This is a genomic window from Enterobacter cloacae subsp. cloacae ATCC 13047, assembly GCF_000025565.1.
Lineage (GTDB): Bacteria > Pseudomonadota > Gammaproteobacteria > Enterobacterales > Enterobacteriaceae > Enterobacter > Enterobacter cloacae.
In genome coordinates, this window is sequence record NC_014121.1 from 3,670,543 (window position 1) to 3,684,187 (window position 13,645).

A 13,645-nucleotide genomic window follows, 5' to 3' on the forward strand; every position below is an offset into this window, starting at 1 on the left:
GGTAAAATAGTCAACACGCACGGTGTTAGATGTTTATCCCCTGCGGTGATAAATTTGACGTATGAGCGCTAAAAAGAAACCACTAACCAAAGAGCAGCTTGAAGACGCTATGCGTTTGAAGGCTATATACGAGAAAAAGAAATCAGAGCTTGGCCTATCTCAAGAAGGCATTGCTTTTTCCATGGGGATCGGGCAATCAGCTGTTGGGGCGATTTTAAACGGCGTAAATGCCCTTAATGCGAACAATGCAGCCATGCTGGCAAACATTCTTCAGGTAGGAATAGAGGAATTTAGTCCGTCAATAGCCAAAGAGATTTCTGACTTGTACAGAGCCATAGGCGCAGATGTACAGAAGAGAAGCGAGTATGAGTATCCAGTCTTCTCGCATGTGCAGGCTGGAATGTTCTCTCCTGAGTTTCGCACGTTCACTCAACGTGACGCTGAGGGATGGGTGAGTACAACGAAGAAAGCCAGTGATGCTGCGTTCTGGCTAGAGGTAGATGGTCACTCAATGACAGCTCCTGCCGGATCACGCCCAAGCTTCCCTGAAGGAATGCTTATCCTTGTTGATCCAGAGGAGCCGGTTGACCCAGGTGATTTCTGCATTGCGCGGTTGGGTGGTGATGAGTTCACTTTCAAAAGACTGATCAGGGATAGCGGACAGGCATTCCTTCAACCGTTAAACCCACAGTTCCCTATGATTCCATGCAATGAGAACTGCCGAGTTGTTGGGAAGGTAGTAGCCAGCCAGTGGCCTGACGAGACGTTTGGGTGATTGGGTAGTGATTTTTGCATGTCGGAAAGTCCAGTAAATCTTGACATTTGCGTTATTCGCTTTCTTTTGAGTTGCCTATACTTACCTTTAGGGTAAACTTTGTATTGACTCCTTTGACAGCATTTATCTCTGTTAACATTTGACGAGACAGTCGGGAGGTAACATGAGGGGATATATGAACCACAAAAACAGCAACTTTAACCGCGTTCTGGAACCTATGTATGAGAGGGTTGTATCTGCCGATCAGGTTGCAACTTTAAACAAGTCTCAGATTGATAACATTGAAAAGATTCAGTTTACGCCTCCTAAGATAGGCGGTTCTGATTTTGGTACGTTTAAGATCAGATACAAGACTCCTGTGCTATGTGAAGTGAATAGATGACTGAAAAAGGAAACGAGGTTGTACCTCATCAGGAAGAGCAAGCTGGTCAAAGAGAGAAAAAATTAAACCCTATAGCTGCGATTGAGAAGTTTGTAGAAGTACAGACAAAGGAAATCGAGTTAAAGGAAAAAGAGTTAGATTTTAAGACGCAAGAGCTAGAGATCCGCAAGCAGGAGATTGAAAGCAATAGAGAAATTGCATTAAAATCAATTGAAGCACAGAAAGAAGATAGAGCCACACAGGCCACAATATTCAGTGGTGTGGAGGTAAAAAGGGTCTACTTCAAGTACCTTGTGACTATAGCGGTTGCCACTGTTGTCATTATCTCCATGTATACAGGTAATGCGCAATATGCGATTGAGCTTGCCAAGATAGGCGGTGGAGTTTTAGCTGGTTATCTTGCAGGGGTATACAAGGGTAAATCAGACCAGCTCGAAAGAAATAACGCTCCAAAGAGCGAAGAATAGACCCGGCCACCGAGCCGGGTTTTTATTGCCTGTTACTCAATCGCAGCACTTCCATTCCGCACTATCTCAGCCGCATCCTTGTTAACCCCTTCCCCAATCACGTTACCCATCTCTTTTCGGTACTGCTCCAGCTTTTCAACGACAGCTTCCTGAGTTATTGGTTGATTGGCGAGCGATAGCTCCATAATCGCCCGCCCCATAGCTGTAACCATCATGTTCACGCGATCCTCGTCCAGATTCATACTGAATCGCCACGGGTTTAACAGACACCTCAGAGTCATTTAAGATGGCTTAAAGAGAGGTGCCCATGAGCGGTAAGCGTTATCCCGAAGAGTTTAAAACTGAAGCAGTCAAACAGGTTGTTGATCGCGGTTATTCTGTTGCCAGCGTTGCAACACGTCTCGATATCACCACCCACAGCCTTTACGCCTGGATAAAGAAGTACGGTCCGGATTCTTCCACTAATAAAGAACAGTCAGATGCTCAGGCCGAGATCCGCCGTCTCCAGAAAGAGCTGAAACGGGTTACCGACGAACGGGACATATTAAAAAAAGCCGCGGCGTACTTCGCAAAGCTGTCCGACTGAGGTACGCCTTTATCCGTGACAACTCCTGTTGCTGGCCTGTTCGCCTGCTCTGTCGGGTGCTGGATGTTCATCCCAGTGGTTTTTACGCCTGGCTTCAGCAGCCGCATTCACAACGCCATCAGGCAGACCTGAGACTGACAGGACAGATTAAACAGTTCTGGCTGGAATCGGGATGCGTCTATGGTTATCGCAAAATCCATCTGGATCTGCGTGACAGCGGGCAACAGTGCGGAGTAAACAGAGTCTGGAGACTGATGAAACGTGTCGGAATAAAGGCTCAGGTCGGATACCGAAGCCCGCGGGCACGTAAAGGCGAGGCCAGTATCGTGTCACCCAACAGGCTCCAGCGACAGTTCAATCCGGATGCTCCTGATGAGCGTTGGGTAACGGACATAACCTACATCAGGACCCACGAAGGCTGGCTGTATCTTGCCGTTGTTGTTGATCTGTTCTCACGCAAAATTATCGGCTGGTCCATGCAATCCCGGATGACAAAGGACATTGTCCTGAACGCACTGCTGATGGCTGTATGGCGGCGTAATCCCGAAAAACAGGTGCTGGTTCATTCGGATCAGGGCAGTCAGTACACAAGCCAATGAGTGGCAGTCGTTCCTGAAATCACACGGCCTGGAGGGTAGCATGAGCCGTCGCGGTAACTGCCATGATAATGCGGTTGCAGAAAGTTTTTTCCAGTTGTTGAAACGTGAACGGATAAAGAAAAAGATCTACGGAACGCGGGAAGAAGCCCGCAGTGATATTTTTGATTACATCGAAATGTTTTATAACAGTAAGCGTCGGCATGGTTCTAGCGAACAGATGTCACCGACAGAATATGAAAACCAGTATTATCAACGGCTCGGAAGTGTCTAGATTATCCGTGGCGATTCATACCAATCCCTCGTTCATTTTTCACTCGAAGCAGTATCGCACGAAGATTTTATGAAAATAAATAACCATGAAATACATACACATAACCATTTGCGGTAATTAAATATCTCTCGCGGTGTTGACTGCGATACCACTTGCGGTGATACTAAGCACATCAGCAGGACGCACTACTCACCAGGACGGTGACCCGAGTCTCAATGAGAGCCAGATGCAGGTACAAACTGCAACACACGCTGGTCAGGGTTAAAGAAGAAGAAGGTGTGCCGGTACTCCAGAGCGATCGCCAATCGCTCTCCGGTTAGAGGTGAGGGATTCATGAGATACCCCTGACTACGAACTCAAGGGCATGAGCGCCGCCACTGCGAGAGTGTGGCACCTACAACGATTCAGAGATGAATCTACGAGGCTGAAAAGCCTAACAACCAAAATGAACTTTGGGATGTGGTGAAGCTTAACGGCGAGCTAGGGAATAGTTTTTCGGTGAAGATTCTAGATAACTAACCACAAGGCGCGCGTAACCCAATCGGCAGCGCACCGATGGAAGATGGTTCGACTCCATCCACCACATCACCAAAGTTCATAAGGAGGTCACTATGACACGCAGAACAGCTTTCAATGGCTCAGCATCAGGTCGTCGTCGTGAGCGTCGTGCAGCGCTTCAGAATGCGGTAACGGCAAGCTCAGAAGTATTGCATCGCCCTACTCTCAGCCGTGCACAGATTCAGGCTAAAGGCACTCACGAAACACCTAAGCGCATTGAAGACGCTAAGCCGATCAAGTTCATGGTGCAGGACGCATTCTGGCAGCTTGAAGAGTACAAGCGCAACCTTGAGCGTGCAGCGATTGTGTATGCGAACGAATTCGGGCGTAAGCAGGATGTGAGCGGCGCAGTCTGCTTGCCGGAAGTGGCGATTTTCGCAGCTGGTCATCGTACAAGTAAACAGGTTACAGCGAGGTGAAATATGGCATTTGTTTCGCAGAGAAACATAAACGGTTGGCAAAAGTCGCCGAGCGTACGCTTCAGAAAAACAAAGTCTGGGGCGGGTGGCGGCAGCATTAGTAAGGCCGTTCCATTGCGTGGAAAGCGCATTGACATTCAGATTGATGAGGAAACAAGAAAGGTAAGGCTAGGAATCGATCAGCAAGGCGTGTCATGCAATGCAACAGGCTCCTTTTCATGCTCACTGAATATCTTCCGCATTGTTGGGGATAAGAAAATCGACCTGACTTATGGTGATGATGGTTGGTGGTATGGGGATTATTAGGCCGCATAGTCGGCCTTCTTTTGGCAGCAAGTCACAGAGGTGAATATGAAAAACGAATCAGCATTTCCAATTCCAGCTACGGAATACCATGGCATGGATTCAGGCATGACATTGCGTGATTACTTCGCCGCTAAGGCAATGCAGGGAATTATTAGTAGCGATTGCAATTACGGGGCGTTTGGTGATTTGGCAAGCGATGCGTACTGCATTGCTGACGCCATGCTGGAAGCTCGCGAATAGCAGCTGATAGCTAATTCTCTGAGTTAGCTATTGGGTGTAATACCGCACCGTACTATTGAGGACGACTCGATAGTTCTGATTATTGGAAATCCCTCGTTATGTCTTTGCCGCCAGCAGTCAGGGCGGCATTCTTTTTGCCTGGAGGAAATATGAGCACTGAAGAATATGTAATTGCTGATGAAAGTCTTTTTGATTTTACGGCTGGCGTATATTGCGGAGTCTTAATGCCTGAAGATGTGATGAAAAAACTTTCTAAGTTGCAGGCTAAATACTTACAAGACGTTAAGCGACTTCTTCTTGAAAACAAGGATAGATTGCATCCTTCCTCATGGAGTCTTTATTACCCTGACGGAAAGCAAACATCATTTAAGTACATTGATACCAGCTATCACATTGATATCGAGGACAGAATTAAGCACGCAACAATGTCACATCAGCCAAAGCATGAGCCTGTCGTCTTTATCGCGAATGGTCATGAAGATGCAGAGCGAATGGCTAATGCACACTTCGAAGCAACTGGCACAACAGCCGCTTAAGGGCGGCTTTTTCACATCCGCATATCAACAGAGATTCACGAGTCTCTATCGCTATGCAATCACACACAACATAAGGAATCCCACGATGACATTTGCTATCGCGGGCGGTGCCGTCGTGTCCGCCTATTACCCAACCGAATCCGAATTATCCAAACGTGTTCGCCGTCTTATTCGTGCTGCCAGTAAGCACCTGGAGGGTTTATGTCACCAGTTATAAATCACAGCCTGCTTAAAGCAGCGCAGAGCAAAGCTGTCATTGCTCGCTATCTCGGTGATGGCCGCATGTGGCAAGAGGCTCATGAAGCCATGAAGACCGCAATCAATCATCCGTGGTACCGAAAATCATGAGCATTGCAGATACCTGGTCAGAAGATGCCTTTGTGCGTCTCATGCAAGATTTAATTGGCAGCGAAGGAGGTTTCCATGCAGCCGACAACAACAGTGAAAGAGAGTCAGCTACAGCGCCGCATGACAACGACACAGGCTCTGTGGTGGCGTCACAAGGGTGACAGAGAGCGTATGCGTATGTATCTCAACCTGTCGCGCTTGGAAGTGCTTAATCAACGTTATTTCCTGGGCGGATGCCCGTTCTAAAAGGTGAATACCATGAAATTTGAAAAAGCCATGAGAAAGAAAGCCAAGCTACGGCTGGCACTTACCGGGCCAAGTGGTTCAGGTAAAACTTACAGCGCATTACTGGTTGCCAAAGGGATTGGCGGCAAGATTGCTTTCATCGACACTGAGAAAGGGAGCGCATCACTTTATTCCGATGTGGCTGAGTTTGACGTGCTGGAACTTGACCCACCATTCTCACCAGAACGGTTCATAGAGGCGATTAAGTCCGCAGAGGATGCTGGATATGATTCTCTGGTGATTGACAGTATCACGCACGAATGGGGCGGCGTAGGTGGCTGCCTTGAGCTGGTAGACACAATCGCAAAAGCAAAATATCGCGGCAACAGCTGGTCAGCATGGAGCGAGATTAACCCGCGACACCGCCTGTTCCTTGACGCAATTCTTCGTTCGCCTATGCACATCATCGCCACCATGCGCAGCAAGACCGAAACAGCCCAGGTTGAAGAGAACGGCCGCAAGAAGGTCGCCAAGCTTGGCATGAAGTCAGAGCAGCGTGATGGCGTTGAATACGAGTTCACTACCGTACTGGATATCGCACATGAAACACATCATGCGATCGCCAGCAAAGACCGTACAAAACTCTTCTCTAACTCAGACCCTGTAATCCTCAGCGAGGAAACCGGCAAGCAGCTTCTTAACTGGCTGGAGTCAGGCGTAAACCCTCACGAAGAAACGCTTAAATCATTCGTTGATATGGCTGGAAATGCACAAAGCATGGATGAACTTAAGCCATTGTTTGAAGAGGCATGGAGAACGCTTCGCGGCACAGAATACCAGTCAAAAGCAAAAGAGGTTTACGACGCTCGTAAATCAGATTTCGAACCAGCAGATAAGGCGGCATAAATGGCTAGTAGAGGCGTTAACAAGGTAATCATCGTAGGTCGGTTAGGTCAGGATCCGGAAGTGCGCTATGCGCCTTCTGGTGCTGCATTTGCCAACATGACCGTAGCCACATCGGAGCAGTGGCGAGACAAGCAAACTGGCGAGCAGAAAGAGCAGACCGAATGGCATCGTGTGGTGCTGAGCGGAAAGCTGGCTGAGATTGCTGGAGAATACCTGCGGAAAGGATCTGAAGTGTATCTGGAAGGAAAGCTTCGTACACGAAAATGGACAGATCAGTCAGGCGCAGAAAAATACACCACCGAGGTTCTGGTTGGCGTTGGCGGAACGCTGCAAATGCTTGGCGGTAAGCGAGAAGCGGATAGTCAGCCAAAGCAGAACAATAGCCAGCCGCAACAGCCTAAGCAGGCTAGCGAACCTCCGATGGACTTCGACGACGACATTCCCTTCTGATTTAACCACCACCTTAACATTCTATTTCACCTCACGGAGGCGGCATAACTTCGCCTCCAGTTTAAGGATTAAGCCATGTCACTGATGAAAATGGTTATTGGTTACTTCCGTGCGCCCAAAAAACTGGAATCTAAGGACGAAGTTATTGCCAGGGTATGTGCTGGTCTGGAGCTTTACTACCAGCAAAAAGAGAGCGGAACTCTTCCTAAGGATGAACGCACACCTGAGCAGATTCAGGATGCACAGGACGATTACTGGATAGAAAAGCTCACAAGGAAACGTGAAGCACAGCTCTGGCATGACAACTTCATGGCCTCATTCTCTCCCGGCTGGGCAACAGTCGGACCGAAACAACCCACCTTCAACAGCGACATCTACCGCGACACTTATGGACGCCTTGGCGCTGTCAAAAGTAACTGAGGAATTCATCATGATAGGAATGACATACGACCCATTTATCCAGCCACAAGAGCTTATCGCCGGCATCGCTTCAAACCCATCAACGATATTCCACGCGAGGAAATGCTGAAGCGTCAATCATTCCCGAGCGTGAACGAGAAAAAATTCCTGACAGCGTGGTTAAACCAGAGGACGAAGAAATGAGCGTGAATCGTTATGAGTGGGTGGCCTGTGATGAACATGCGTGCCATTGCGACGTGGTAGAGAGTGCTGAGGGCGATATGGTCGATTACGAAGACTACGCCGCCCTTGAAGCCAGATGCTCGGCGCTGGCTGCGGAGAATGCGGGGCTGAAGAGCATACAGGAATGGGCAGTTGCAGACGTATTTAAGACAGGAGCTAAGCGGTTCGAGTCAACAAAAGCAGCAGGTTTTGACACTGATGACTGCCTGCATGATGCAGTGCTTGTGATGCTTTCTGAACTGCAAACCCCAGCGACAGACGCTTTCCTGGCTGAGGTGCGGGCGCATGACCTCAACGCTTTCATTCGGCATCACAGTGCAGAACTGGATGCGCATATTAAAAACGGTGGTGAGCAGTTCGACGAAAAATCAGTACGCATCAGAGACATCATCGTCTCAGCCCGCTTGTTCAGGGAGCAGATTCGCAAGGAGGCCGCCCAATGAGCAACATCGACAAACGCGCATTACGGGAAGCGGCGGAGAAGGCCAGCACAGATAACCATACCCAGGATGAATGGTTCCACTATCTGCGCTGCTCAACTCCAGAAACCGTGCTGGCGCTGCTGGATGAGCTGGAGAAGATGCAGGCGCAATCGTCCAAATGGTGCGAAGCCTTCCATAAAGCAGTTTCCGTTGGCGCTCGGTATGAGGAGCGGATTGCGGAGCTGGAGCGCAATGAAATTCGCGAAGAAGGAAACCAGTTTCTCGTCGTTCGGCACCCGGGGAAGCTTCCTGTCGTGAAACACTGCGCTGGCGAACTCGAAGGCTTTCTGCGCCAACTGCTTGAGCATGACCCTATGGCAACCATCGACATTGTTACACACCGTTATTACGGCGTTGGTGGTCAATGGGTTCAGGATGCAGACGAATATCTGCAAATGATGGCAGCCGCAGCCGGTAAAGGAGAGGCATCATGAGCACAATTACCAAAGAGAGACTGACGGAATTATCCAGACGTGAAAATGTCGGGGCTATTCTCGGCGAAGAAATTGCAGAGCTGGCGCGTATTGCGCTGGCATCGCTCGAAGCGGAGCCTGTGTGCGTCATCGACCAGTCCAATCTTGATTATCTCAAATCTGGCTCCGATGCCGATGTATGGCCAGCATCAAGAACAGAGATGGGTGATGTGCTTCTGTATCGCACCGCGCCGCCAGCGCCGGTATCTGTGCCCGCTGCGATGGAAATGGATGATGACTTTGACAGCGCGTTTGAACACGGAAAAGCTGTCGGCTGGAACGCCTATCGCGCAGCCATGCTTCAGTCGTTCGGTAATTCCGAACAACTCAACTCTCCGGTGATTCAGGATGCCTGGGTGGCTTGCAGTGAGCGGATGCCGATAGAGAACGACATCGTGCTTGTGGTTGACGATGGGTATTTCGTTTGTGAGGCGCAATACCGAGAAGGCGACTTTTTCTCAGCAGCACGTGGGAAAGGTGAGTTCTTTGAGACAACCTGTCGGGATGTAGAGCTATGGATGCCACTGCCAGCAGCAACGCAGCAGGAGGTGAAGTGATGTGGCCTATATGCAGACATTGCGGTCGTAAGTGCTGGCTAGAATGGTGCAAGCGATGCGACAAACCTTCCTGATTCCACCATAACAAACCCGCACTCAGCGGGCTTTTCTTTATCCGGAGTCACCATGCACGCCAATCCAATCATCTGGCTCATAGTCGGAATTATGGCTCTGAGCGCTATCTCTTCACTCATTCACATGTCAGAGGGCTTGTTATGGCTAAATTTGCTGTGGGCGCGTTAGTTCAGCTTAAGTCTGGAGGAATAAGAGGGATGGTTGAGAGCCAGATTGAGCCGGATAGCGACCATCCGAAATGCTGGGTGAAGTGGGATGACGGCAACTACTCGGTGCATCACGAACACGAACTCCGCGCGGCTACTGTTGATGAGCCTCGCGTGTATAAGAAATTAGCGTAAGGAGATGGATGAATGTCTGACCAGAGCAAATATTATGACTACTACATGGTTGAAGGTGATGATGTAAAAGCGCTCATCAAGTCATACGATACAATTCGAGACAAGCGTAATGCACTACTTCCGGAAGCGGTTAAAAAGGTAGGCGCTATAGCATGGACTACAACCAGTAACTGGGGTGGTGGTGGTGGACTCTTAGAGAACTTTGTTTGGGAAAAGGACTTCAAATTTCCTTGTCCAATGACGATTAAAAGAGAGGATTTTTTCGATGGGAAGCGCGTAGTAATTGCTCGCGGGAAAGGAAATACAAAGGAAGGCAGGGAATTTAACAAAGCGCTTGATGCGGTGCGTCAAGAGGTTAACAAGGAATTGAAGTCTTTGCCTGAATGGTCAGATTTCATCATTAACCACTATGGAATTATGCGAACTGGCATAGGTGGACCATCAGGGAAAGGCTTTGGATTTGCCATGCTGTCAACTCATGGTGGTCGCTATCCAGGCCGAGATGATGCTCTTCTTTTCAGAATTCCGAACGATAAAAGCGATAACCATATCTCTGCAGTCATACCAGAAAACTTCAAAAAAATGACGTATGGGCAGTTTTACGACATCGTTAATACAGACAAATAGACCGCCGCAATGGCGGTTTTTTATTGGAGATAGATATGACCAACGAATTTTTAGCATGGTTTGCGCAGCACATCGGAGAGCGCCCTTTCTTTAGCGAAGAGGAAAAAGAAGAGCTGAAAACTTACACATGGCTTGCGTGGAGGGATTCTCGACGCTCACTGGAAAAGGAAAATTTAGAAACCTACTGATGCTACGGAGTAACCATGGAATCACACAGCCTCACACTCGATGAGGCCTGTGCATTTCTCAAGATATCAATTGGAGACAGCAATGAGCGATACACTCATGCCGATCACCGATGTGTGCGCGGCAACCGGATACAAGAAGCCAACCATTTACGAATGGATGCGAGACGGTAAATTCCCGCGCCCTGTTAAGATTGGAAGAAGCGTAAGATGGCCTTCCAGTGAAGTCGATGCATGGATAAAGGATAAAATCACTTCTTGTCCGCGATCAGGTCAGCAATAACACCGCCCCACCATTCCATCATTTCCCTTCTCTCTTTCATATACTCCGCATGGTTATACGCGGCAGCGACTCTATTCTTTTGCTGATGCGCCAGTTGTGCCTCTATCACTTCTGGCCTGAAGCCTTGCTCATATAAAGCGGTGGATGCCGTGGCACGGAAGTCATGTCCGGTGATCTCACCGCTTGCAAATCCCTGATACTCGATAGCACGGTTAATAGTGGTTTTGGCAATAGGCTGTCCAGCCTTCGATGGGCTGGGGAAGAGATATTCTTTATCACCGGTCAGAGGTTTAAGTTCCTCAAGCAATGAGATAACATGCTCACACAACGGAACGCGATGTTCGCGGCGTTTCTTCATCACCTCTTTCGGGATTATCCATTCAGCCTTTTCAAAGCTGATATCTTCCCACCTGGCAAACCTAAGCTCCTGTTGACGCACGAATGTCATAACCAGCATTTTTATGCAGATGACCATAACGGGGCTTTTATAATTACGTAGCGCAACGAATAGCTGACGCAACTCTCCTGTTGTCGCTGGCCTGGCGTGCGTTGTAGGCTTCTGCATCACTGCCCCCCGTAGCGCATAAGAAGGATCAACTTCCGCTCTCAGCGTAGCTACCGCATAGCAAAATACAGCCGAACATATCTGTCTCACCTTTCCGGCAGAATAGGCGTTACCAGCTTTCTCCAGTGAGAGCATTAAGGCGAGTATGTGCGCTGCCTTAATGTCCTTAACTGGTATCTTTCCAATGGACGGCAGGATGTGCTTGTCAAGGAACCCGCGGTTAACTATCTGCGTCTTCTCTGCCCACGTCTGACACTTGCGCTCATACCATTCTTCAGCGATGGATTTGAAGGTGTTCTCAGCGTCACCCATCACCATCAGCTTCTCAGTATCTTTGACAATGGTCGGATTCTTTCCCTGCTTCACCTGCTCACGAGCCCACTCTCTTTCTCTTCGTGCATCAGCAAGGGAAACTCCAGGGTACTCTCCAATCGTGTAGCGACCGTCTTTTTTTGGTGTAATCCAGAACCGGTATCGCCATATCTTTGCACCGGTAGGCCTGACATCAAGATAGAGACCCTGCCCATCCTGAAGCGAGTAAGGCCTCTCCTGAGGTTTTGCATTTCTGATTTTTGTGTCGGTTAATGGCATGGCAACAGGACAAGGTGAGAAATTTGTCCGGTAGGTTATCCGGTTTTTATCCATCTCTCAATGGACGTTGGCATAACTCGACATAAACGTGATGGGTAAAGCATGGGGTGGGAATGGTGACGGGCATAATGTGACATAACTACACATTATTCAGTGAGGATAAGCCAGTAAGAGACGCATATCACATCCTGTAAAGTTGGTGTCGCGTTGAAAGGGAAATGAAAGGTTATTGTTTTAACAATCACGCAACGGAACCGCTACAAGGTGGTTCACATAATCAGAAAAAAACCCGTACCCGTACCCCCGGATCGCCGGCGTGAGGATAAACGATGAAAAAACAATTACTTTCAACGATTGCTGCAAGCGTATTAATGTTGAGTGCCTCTGTTGTCCAGGCGCAGGACGCCCCGTCCCGCACCGAATGTATCGCTCCGGCCAAACCGGGCGGCGGTTTCGATCTCACCTGCAAGCTGATTCAGGTCAGCCTGCTGGAGACGAAGGCCATTGAAAAACCGATGCGCGTGACCTACATGCCAGGCGGCGTGGGCGCGGTGGCCTATAACGCAATTGTCGCGCAACGTCCGGCGGAAGCCGGCACGGTGGTGGCCTTCTCCGGCGGCTCGCTGCTTAACCTCTCCCAGGGCAAGTTTGGCCGCTACGGCGTGGATGACGTGCGCTGGCTGGCCACCGTCGGTACCGACTACGGCATGATTGCCGTGCGTGCAGATTCCCCGTGGAAATCCCTGAAAGATTTGCTCACCGCCATGGAAAAAGACCCCAACAGCGTGGTGATTGGCGCAGGCGCCTCCATCGGCAGCCAGGACTGGATGAAAGCCGCCCTGCTGGCGCAGCAGGCGAAAGTGGATCCGCACAAAATGCGTTACGTGGCGTTTGAGGGCGGCGGTGAACCGGTGACGGCGCTGATGGGCAACCACGTGCAGGCAGTTTCCGGTGATCTCAGTGAAATGGTGCCTTACCTGAGCGGCGATAAAATCCGCGTGCTGGCGGTCTTCTCCGAAAACCGTCTGCCGGGACAGCTGGCAAATGTGCCGACTGCAAAAGAACAGGGTTATGACCTCGTCTGGCCGATTATCCGCGGCTTCTTTGTCGGGCCAAAAGTGACCGATGCCGAATACCAGTGGTGGGTCGACACCTTTAACAAATTGCAGCAGACAGACGAATTTAAAAAGCAACGCGATCTGCGCGGGCTGTTTGAGTTCAACCTGAACGGCAAGCAGCTGGACGAGTATGTCAAAAAACAGGTGAATGACTACCGCGAGAAAGCAAAAGCGTTTGGCCTGGCCAAATAACCGGAGGCGCTATGAGCGATCGCATTTTTGCCGGGATCTGGTTGTTGCTCTGCATTGGCGGGATGTTCGTCGCCTGGCAGATCCACAGCGAATACAGCTATGAACCCGTGGGGCCCCGCCCCTTTCCAATGGGCATTGTCGGCCTGATGCTGCTTTGCTCGGTGGCCATGCTGTTACGCCACCCGGATACCGTAGAGTGGCCGCCTAAGCGCATTTTGCAGCGGCTGCTGGTGATGGTCATTGTGCTGCTGATGTATGCCTGGGGCTTTGAATGGCTCGGCTTCCCGGTGGCGACCGCCATCCTGACGATGGTGATCGGCACGCTGTTTAACGCCAGCCTGCCTGCGGCGGGGATCTCGGGCGTGGTGATGGGCATTTTCCTGTGGTACGCCTTTGACCGCCTGCTGGATGTGACGCTGCCGCTTGGCGCCTGGCTTAATTAACGG

Annotated in this window: 23 protein-coding genes and 2 pseudogenes; 23 read left to right on the forward strand and 2 right to left on the reverse strand. The window is 49.8% G+C overall.

The genetic code is table 11. From position 1 onward, the window contains the following. Positions 1 to 61 precede the first annotated feature (61 nt). Together ECL_RS17795 and ECL_RS17800 are read left to right on the forward strand one after the other, a co-directional pair. A complete protein-coding gene (locus ECL_RS17795; protein ID WP_044158020.1) occupies positions 62 to 775 on the forward strand; it encodes a LexA family protein in 714 nt (237 codons plus the stop codon). A 378-nt stretch (positions 776 to 1,153) separates the two neighbouring features. Continuing rightward, positions 1,154 to 1,624, forward strand: a complete 471-nt coding sequence (locus tag ECL_RS17800; RefSeq protein ID WP_013098071.1) for a glycine zipper family protein — start codon at positions 1,154 to 1,156, stop codon at positions 1,622 to 1,624. Between the two features lie 32 nt (positions 1,625 to 1,656). On the opposite strand, the gene ECL_RS17805 is transcribed toward ECL_RS17800, so the two are convergent. Further along, complete coding sequence (locus ECL_RS17805; RefSeq protein WP_013098072.1) at positions 1,657 to 1,866, reverse strand: hypothetical protein; 210 nt, start codon at positions 1,864 to 1,866, stop codon at positions 1,657 to 1,659. 65 nt (positions 1,867 to 1,931) lie between these two features. Between ECL_RS17805 and ECL_RS17810 the strand changes: the two are divergent. The 19 genes and pseudogenes from ECL_RS17810 to ECL_RS17890 all read left to right on the forward strand — a co-directional run bounded on the left by ECL_RS17810 (position 1,932) and on the right by ECL_RS17890 (position 10,733). Beyond that, positions 1,932 to 3,080: pseudogene (locus ECL_RS17810) on the forward strand (IS3 family transposase). Between the two features lie 611 nt (positions 3,081 to 3,691). Then, positions 3,692 to 4,057 (forward strand): transcriptional antitermination N peptide, encoded by a 366-nt coding sequence (locus ECL_RS17815; protein ID WP_013098074.1) that lies wholly within the window; start codon positions 3,692 to 3,694, stop codon positions 4,055 to 4,057. Positions 4,058 to 4,060: 3 nt separating this feature from the next. Then, the gene (locus ECL_RS17820; protein WP_044157947.1) at positions 4,061 to 4,363 is read left to right on the forward strand and encodes a hypothetical protein; all 303 of its coding nucleotides are present in this window, start codon (positions 4,061 to 4,063) and stop codon (positions 4,361 to 4,363) included. A 45-nt stretch (positions 4,364 to 4,408) separates the two neighbouring features. Next, complete coding sequence (locus tag ECL_RS17825; protein WP_044157944.1) at positions 4,409 to 4,603, forward strand: hypothetical protein; 195 nt, start codon at positions 4,409 to 4,411, stop codon at positions 4,601 to 4,603. Positions 4,604 to 4,752: 149 nt separating this feature from the next. Beyond that, positions 4,753 to 5,139: a hypothetical protein gene (locus tag ECL_RS17830; RefSeq protein ID WP_044157941.1), complete on the forward strand. Its 387-nt coding sequence runs from the start codon at positions 4,753 to 4,755 to the stop codon at positions 5,137 to 5,139. An 85-nt stretch (positions 5,140 to 5,224) separates the two neighbouring features. Continuing rightward, entirely contained in the window at positions 5,225 to 5,356 is a 132-nt protein-coding gene (locus ECL_RS27860; protein ID WP_013098076.1) for a hypothetical protein, read from the forward strand. Then, positions 5,341 to 5,487 carry a host cell division inhibitory peptide Kil gene (kil, locus tag ECL_RS17840; RefSeq protein WP_013098077.1) on the forward strand — a complete coding sequence of 49 codons (147 nt, stop codon included), beginning with the start codon at positions 5,341 to 5,343 and terminating at the stop codon, positions 5,485 to 5,487. The genes ECL_RS27860 and kil overlap by 16 nt, the downstream gene beginning before the upstream one ends. A gap of 75 nt (positions 5,488 to 5,562) precedes the next feature. Beyond that, positions 5,563 to 5,733, forward strand: coding sequence for a hypothetical protein (locus ECL_RS27505; RefSeq protein WP_013098078.1), 171 nt, complete (start codon positions 5,563 to 5,565; stop codon positions 5,731 to 5,733). Positions 5,734 to 5,745: 12 nt separating this feature from the next. Further along, positions 5,746 to 6,618, forward strand: a complete 873-nt coding sequence (locus tag ECL_RS17845; protein ID WP_013098079.1) for an ATP-binding protein — start codon at positions 5,746 to 5,748, stop codon at positions 6,616 to 6,618. Further along, complete coding sequence (gene ssb, locus ECL_RS17850; protein ID WP_044157939.1) at positions 6,619 to 7,068, forward strand: single-stranded DNA-binding protein; 450 nt, start codon at positions 6,619 to 6,621, stop codon at positions 7,066 to 7,068. It abuts the gene before it with no gap. Positions 7,069 to 7,143: 75 nt separating this feature from the next. Then, positions 7,144 to 7,488: a hypothetical protein gene (locus ECL_RS17855; RefSeq protein WP_013098081.1), complete on the forward strand. Its 345-nt coding sequence runs from the start codon at positions 7,144 to 7,146 to the stop codon at positions 7,486 to 7,488. A gap of 10 nt (positions 7,489 to 7,498) precedes the next feature. Continuing rightward, positions 7,499 to 7,671, forward strand: a pseudogene (locus ECL_RS17860) (DUF2737 family protein). Next, positions 7,668 to 8,153 (forward strand): hypothetical protein, encoded by a 486-nt coding sequence (locus ECL_RS17865; protein ID WP_013098082.1) that lies wholly within the window; start codon positions 7,668 to 7,670, stop codon positions 8,151 to 8,153. The pseudogene ECL_RS17860 and the gene ECL_RS17865 overlap by 4 nt, the downstream one beginning before the upstream one ends. Beyond that, positions 8,150 to 8,626: an ead/Ea22-like family protein gene (locus tag ECL_RS17870; protein WP_013098083.1), complete on the forward strand. Its 477-nt coding sequence runs from the start codon at positions 8,150 to 8,152 to the stop codon at positions 8,624 to 8,626. Before ECL_RS17865 ends, ECL_RS17870 begins: the two co-directional genes overlap by 4 nt. Next, positions 8,623 to 9,222 carry a DUF551 domain-containing protein gene (locus tag ECL_RS17875; protein ID WP_013098084.1) on the forward strand — a complete coding sequence of 200 codons (600 nt, stop codon included), beginning with the start codon at positions 8,623 to 8,625 and terminating at the stop codon, positions 9,220 to 9,222. The genes ECL_RS17870 and ECL_RS17875 overlap by 4 nt, the downstream gene beginning before the upstream one ends. Before the next feature lie 215 nt (positions 9,223 to 9,437). Then, positions 9,438 to 9,638 (forward strand): hypothetical protein, encoded by a 201-nt coding sequence (locus tag ECL_RS17880; RefSeq protein WP_044157936.1) that lies wholly within the window; start codon positions 9,438 to 9,440, stop codon positions 9,636 to 9,638. A gap of 12 nt (positions 9,639 to 9,650) precedes the next feature. Then, positions 9,651 to 10,265 (forward strand): DUF5420 family protein, encoded by a 615-nt coding sequence (locus tag ECL_RS17885; protein ID WP_013098086.1) that lies wholly within the window; start codon positions 9,651 to 9,653, stop codon positions 10,263 to 10,265. Positions 10,266 to 10,300: 35 nt separating this feature from the next. Further along, positions 10,301 to 10,453, forward strand: a complete 153-nt coding sequence (locus tag ECL_RS27510; protein WP_165444164.1) for a hypothetical protein — start codon at positions 10,301 to 10,303, stop codon at positions 10,451 to 10,453. A gap of 97 nt (positions 10,454 to 10,550) precedes the next feature. Beyond that, positions 10,551 to 10,733 (forward strand): helix-turn-helix transcriptional regulator, encoded by a 183-nt coding sequence (locus ECL_RS17890; protein ID WP_223239676.1) that lies wholly within the window; start codon positions 10,551 to 10,553, stop codon positions 10,731 to 10,733. Here ECL_RS17890 and ECL_RS17895 read toward each other — a convergent pair. Next, positions 10,702 to 11,943 carry a tyrosine-type recombinase/integrase gene (locus tag ECL_RS17895; RefSeq protein ID WP_013098087.1) on the reverse strand — a complete coding sequence of 414 codons (1,242 nt, stop codon included), beginning with the start codon at positions 11,941 to 11,943 and terminating at the stop codon, positions 10,702 to 10,704. The two genes, ECL_RS17890 and ECL_RS17895, sit on opposite strands and share 32 nt — an antisense overlap. 275 nt (positions 11,944 to 12,218) lie before the next feature. Here ECL_RS17895 and ECL_RS17900 point away from each other — a divergent pair, with 275 nt between their 5' ends. Then, positions 12,219 to 13,199 carry a Bug family tripartite tricarboxylate transporter substrate binding protein gene (locus tag ECL_RS17900; protein ID WP_013098088.1) on the forward strand — a complete coding sequence of 327 codons (981 nt, stop codon included), beginning with the start codon at positions 12,219 to 12,221 and terminating at the stop codon, positions 13,197 to 13,199. Between the two features lie 11 nt (positions 13,200 to 13,210). Next, positions 13,211 to 13,642, forward strand: coding sequence for a tripartite tricarboxylate transporter TctB family protein (locus tag ECL_RS17905; protein WP_013098089.1), 432 nt, complete (start codon positions 13,211 to 13,213; stop codon positions 13,640 to 13,642). Positions 13,643 to 13,645: the final 3 nt, after the last annotated feature.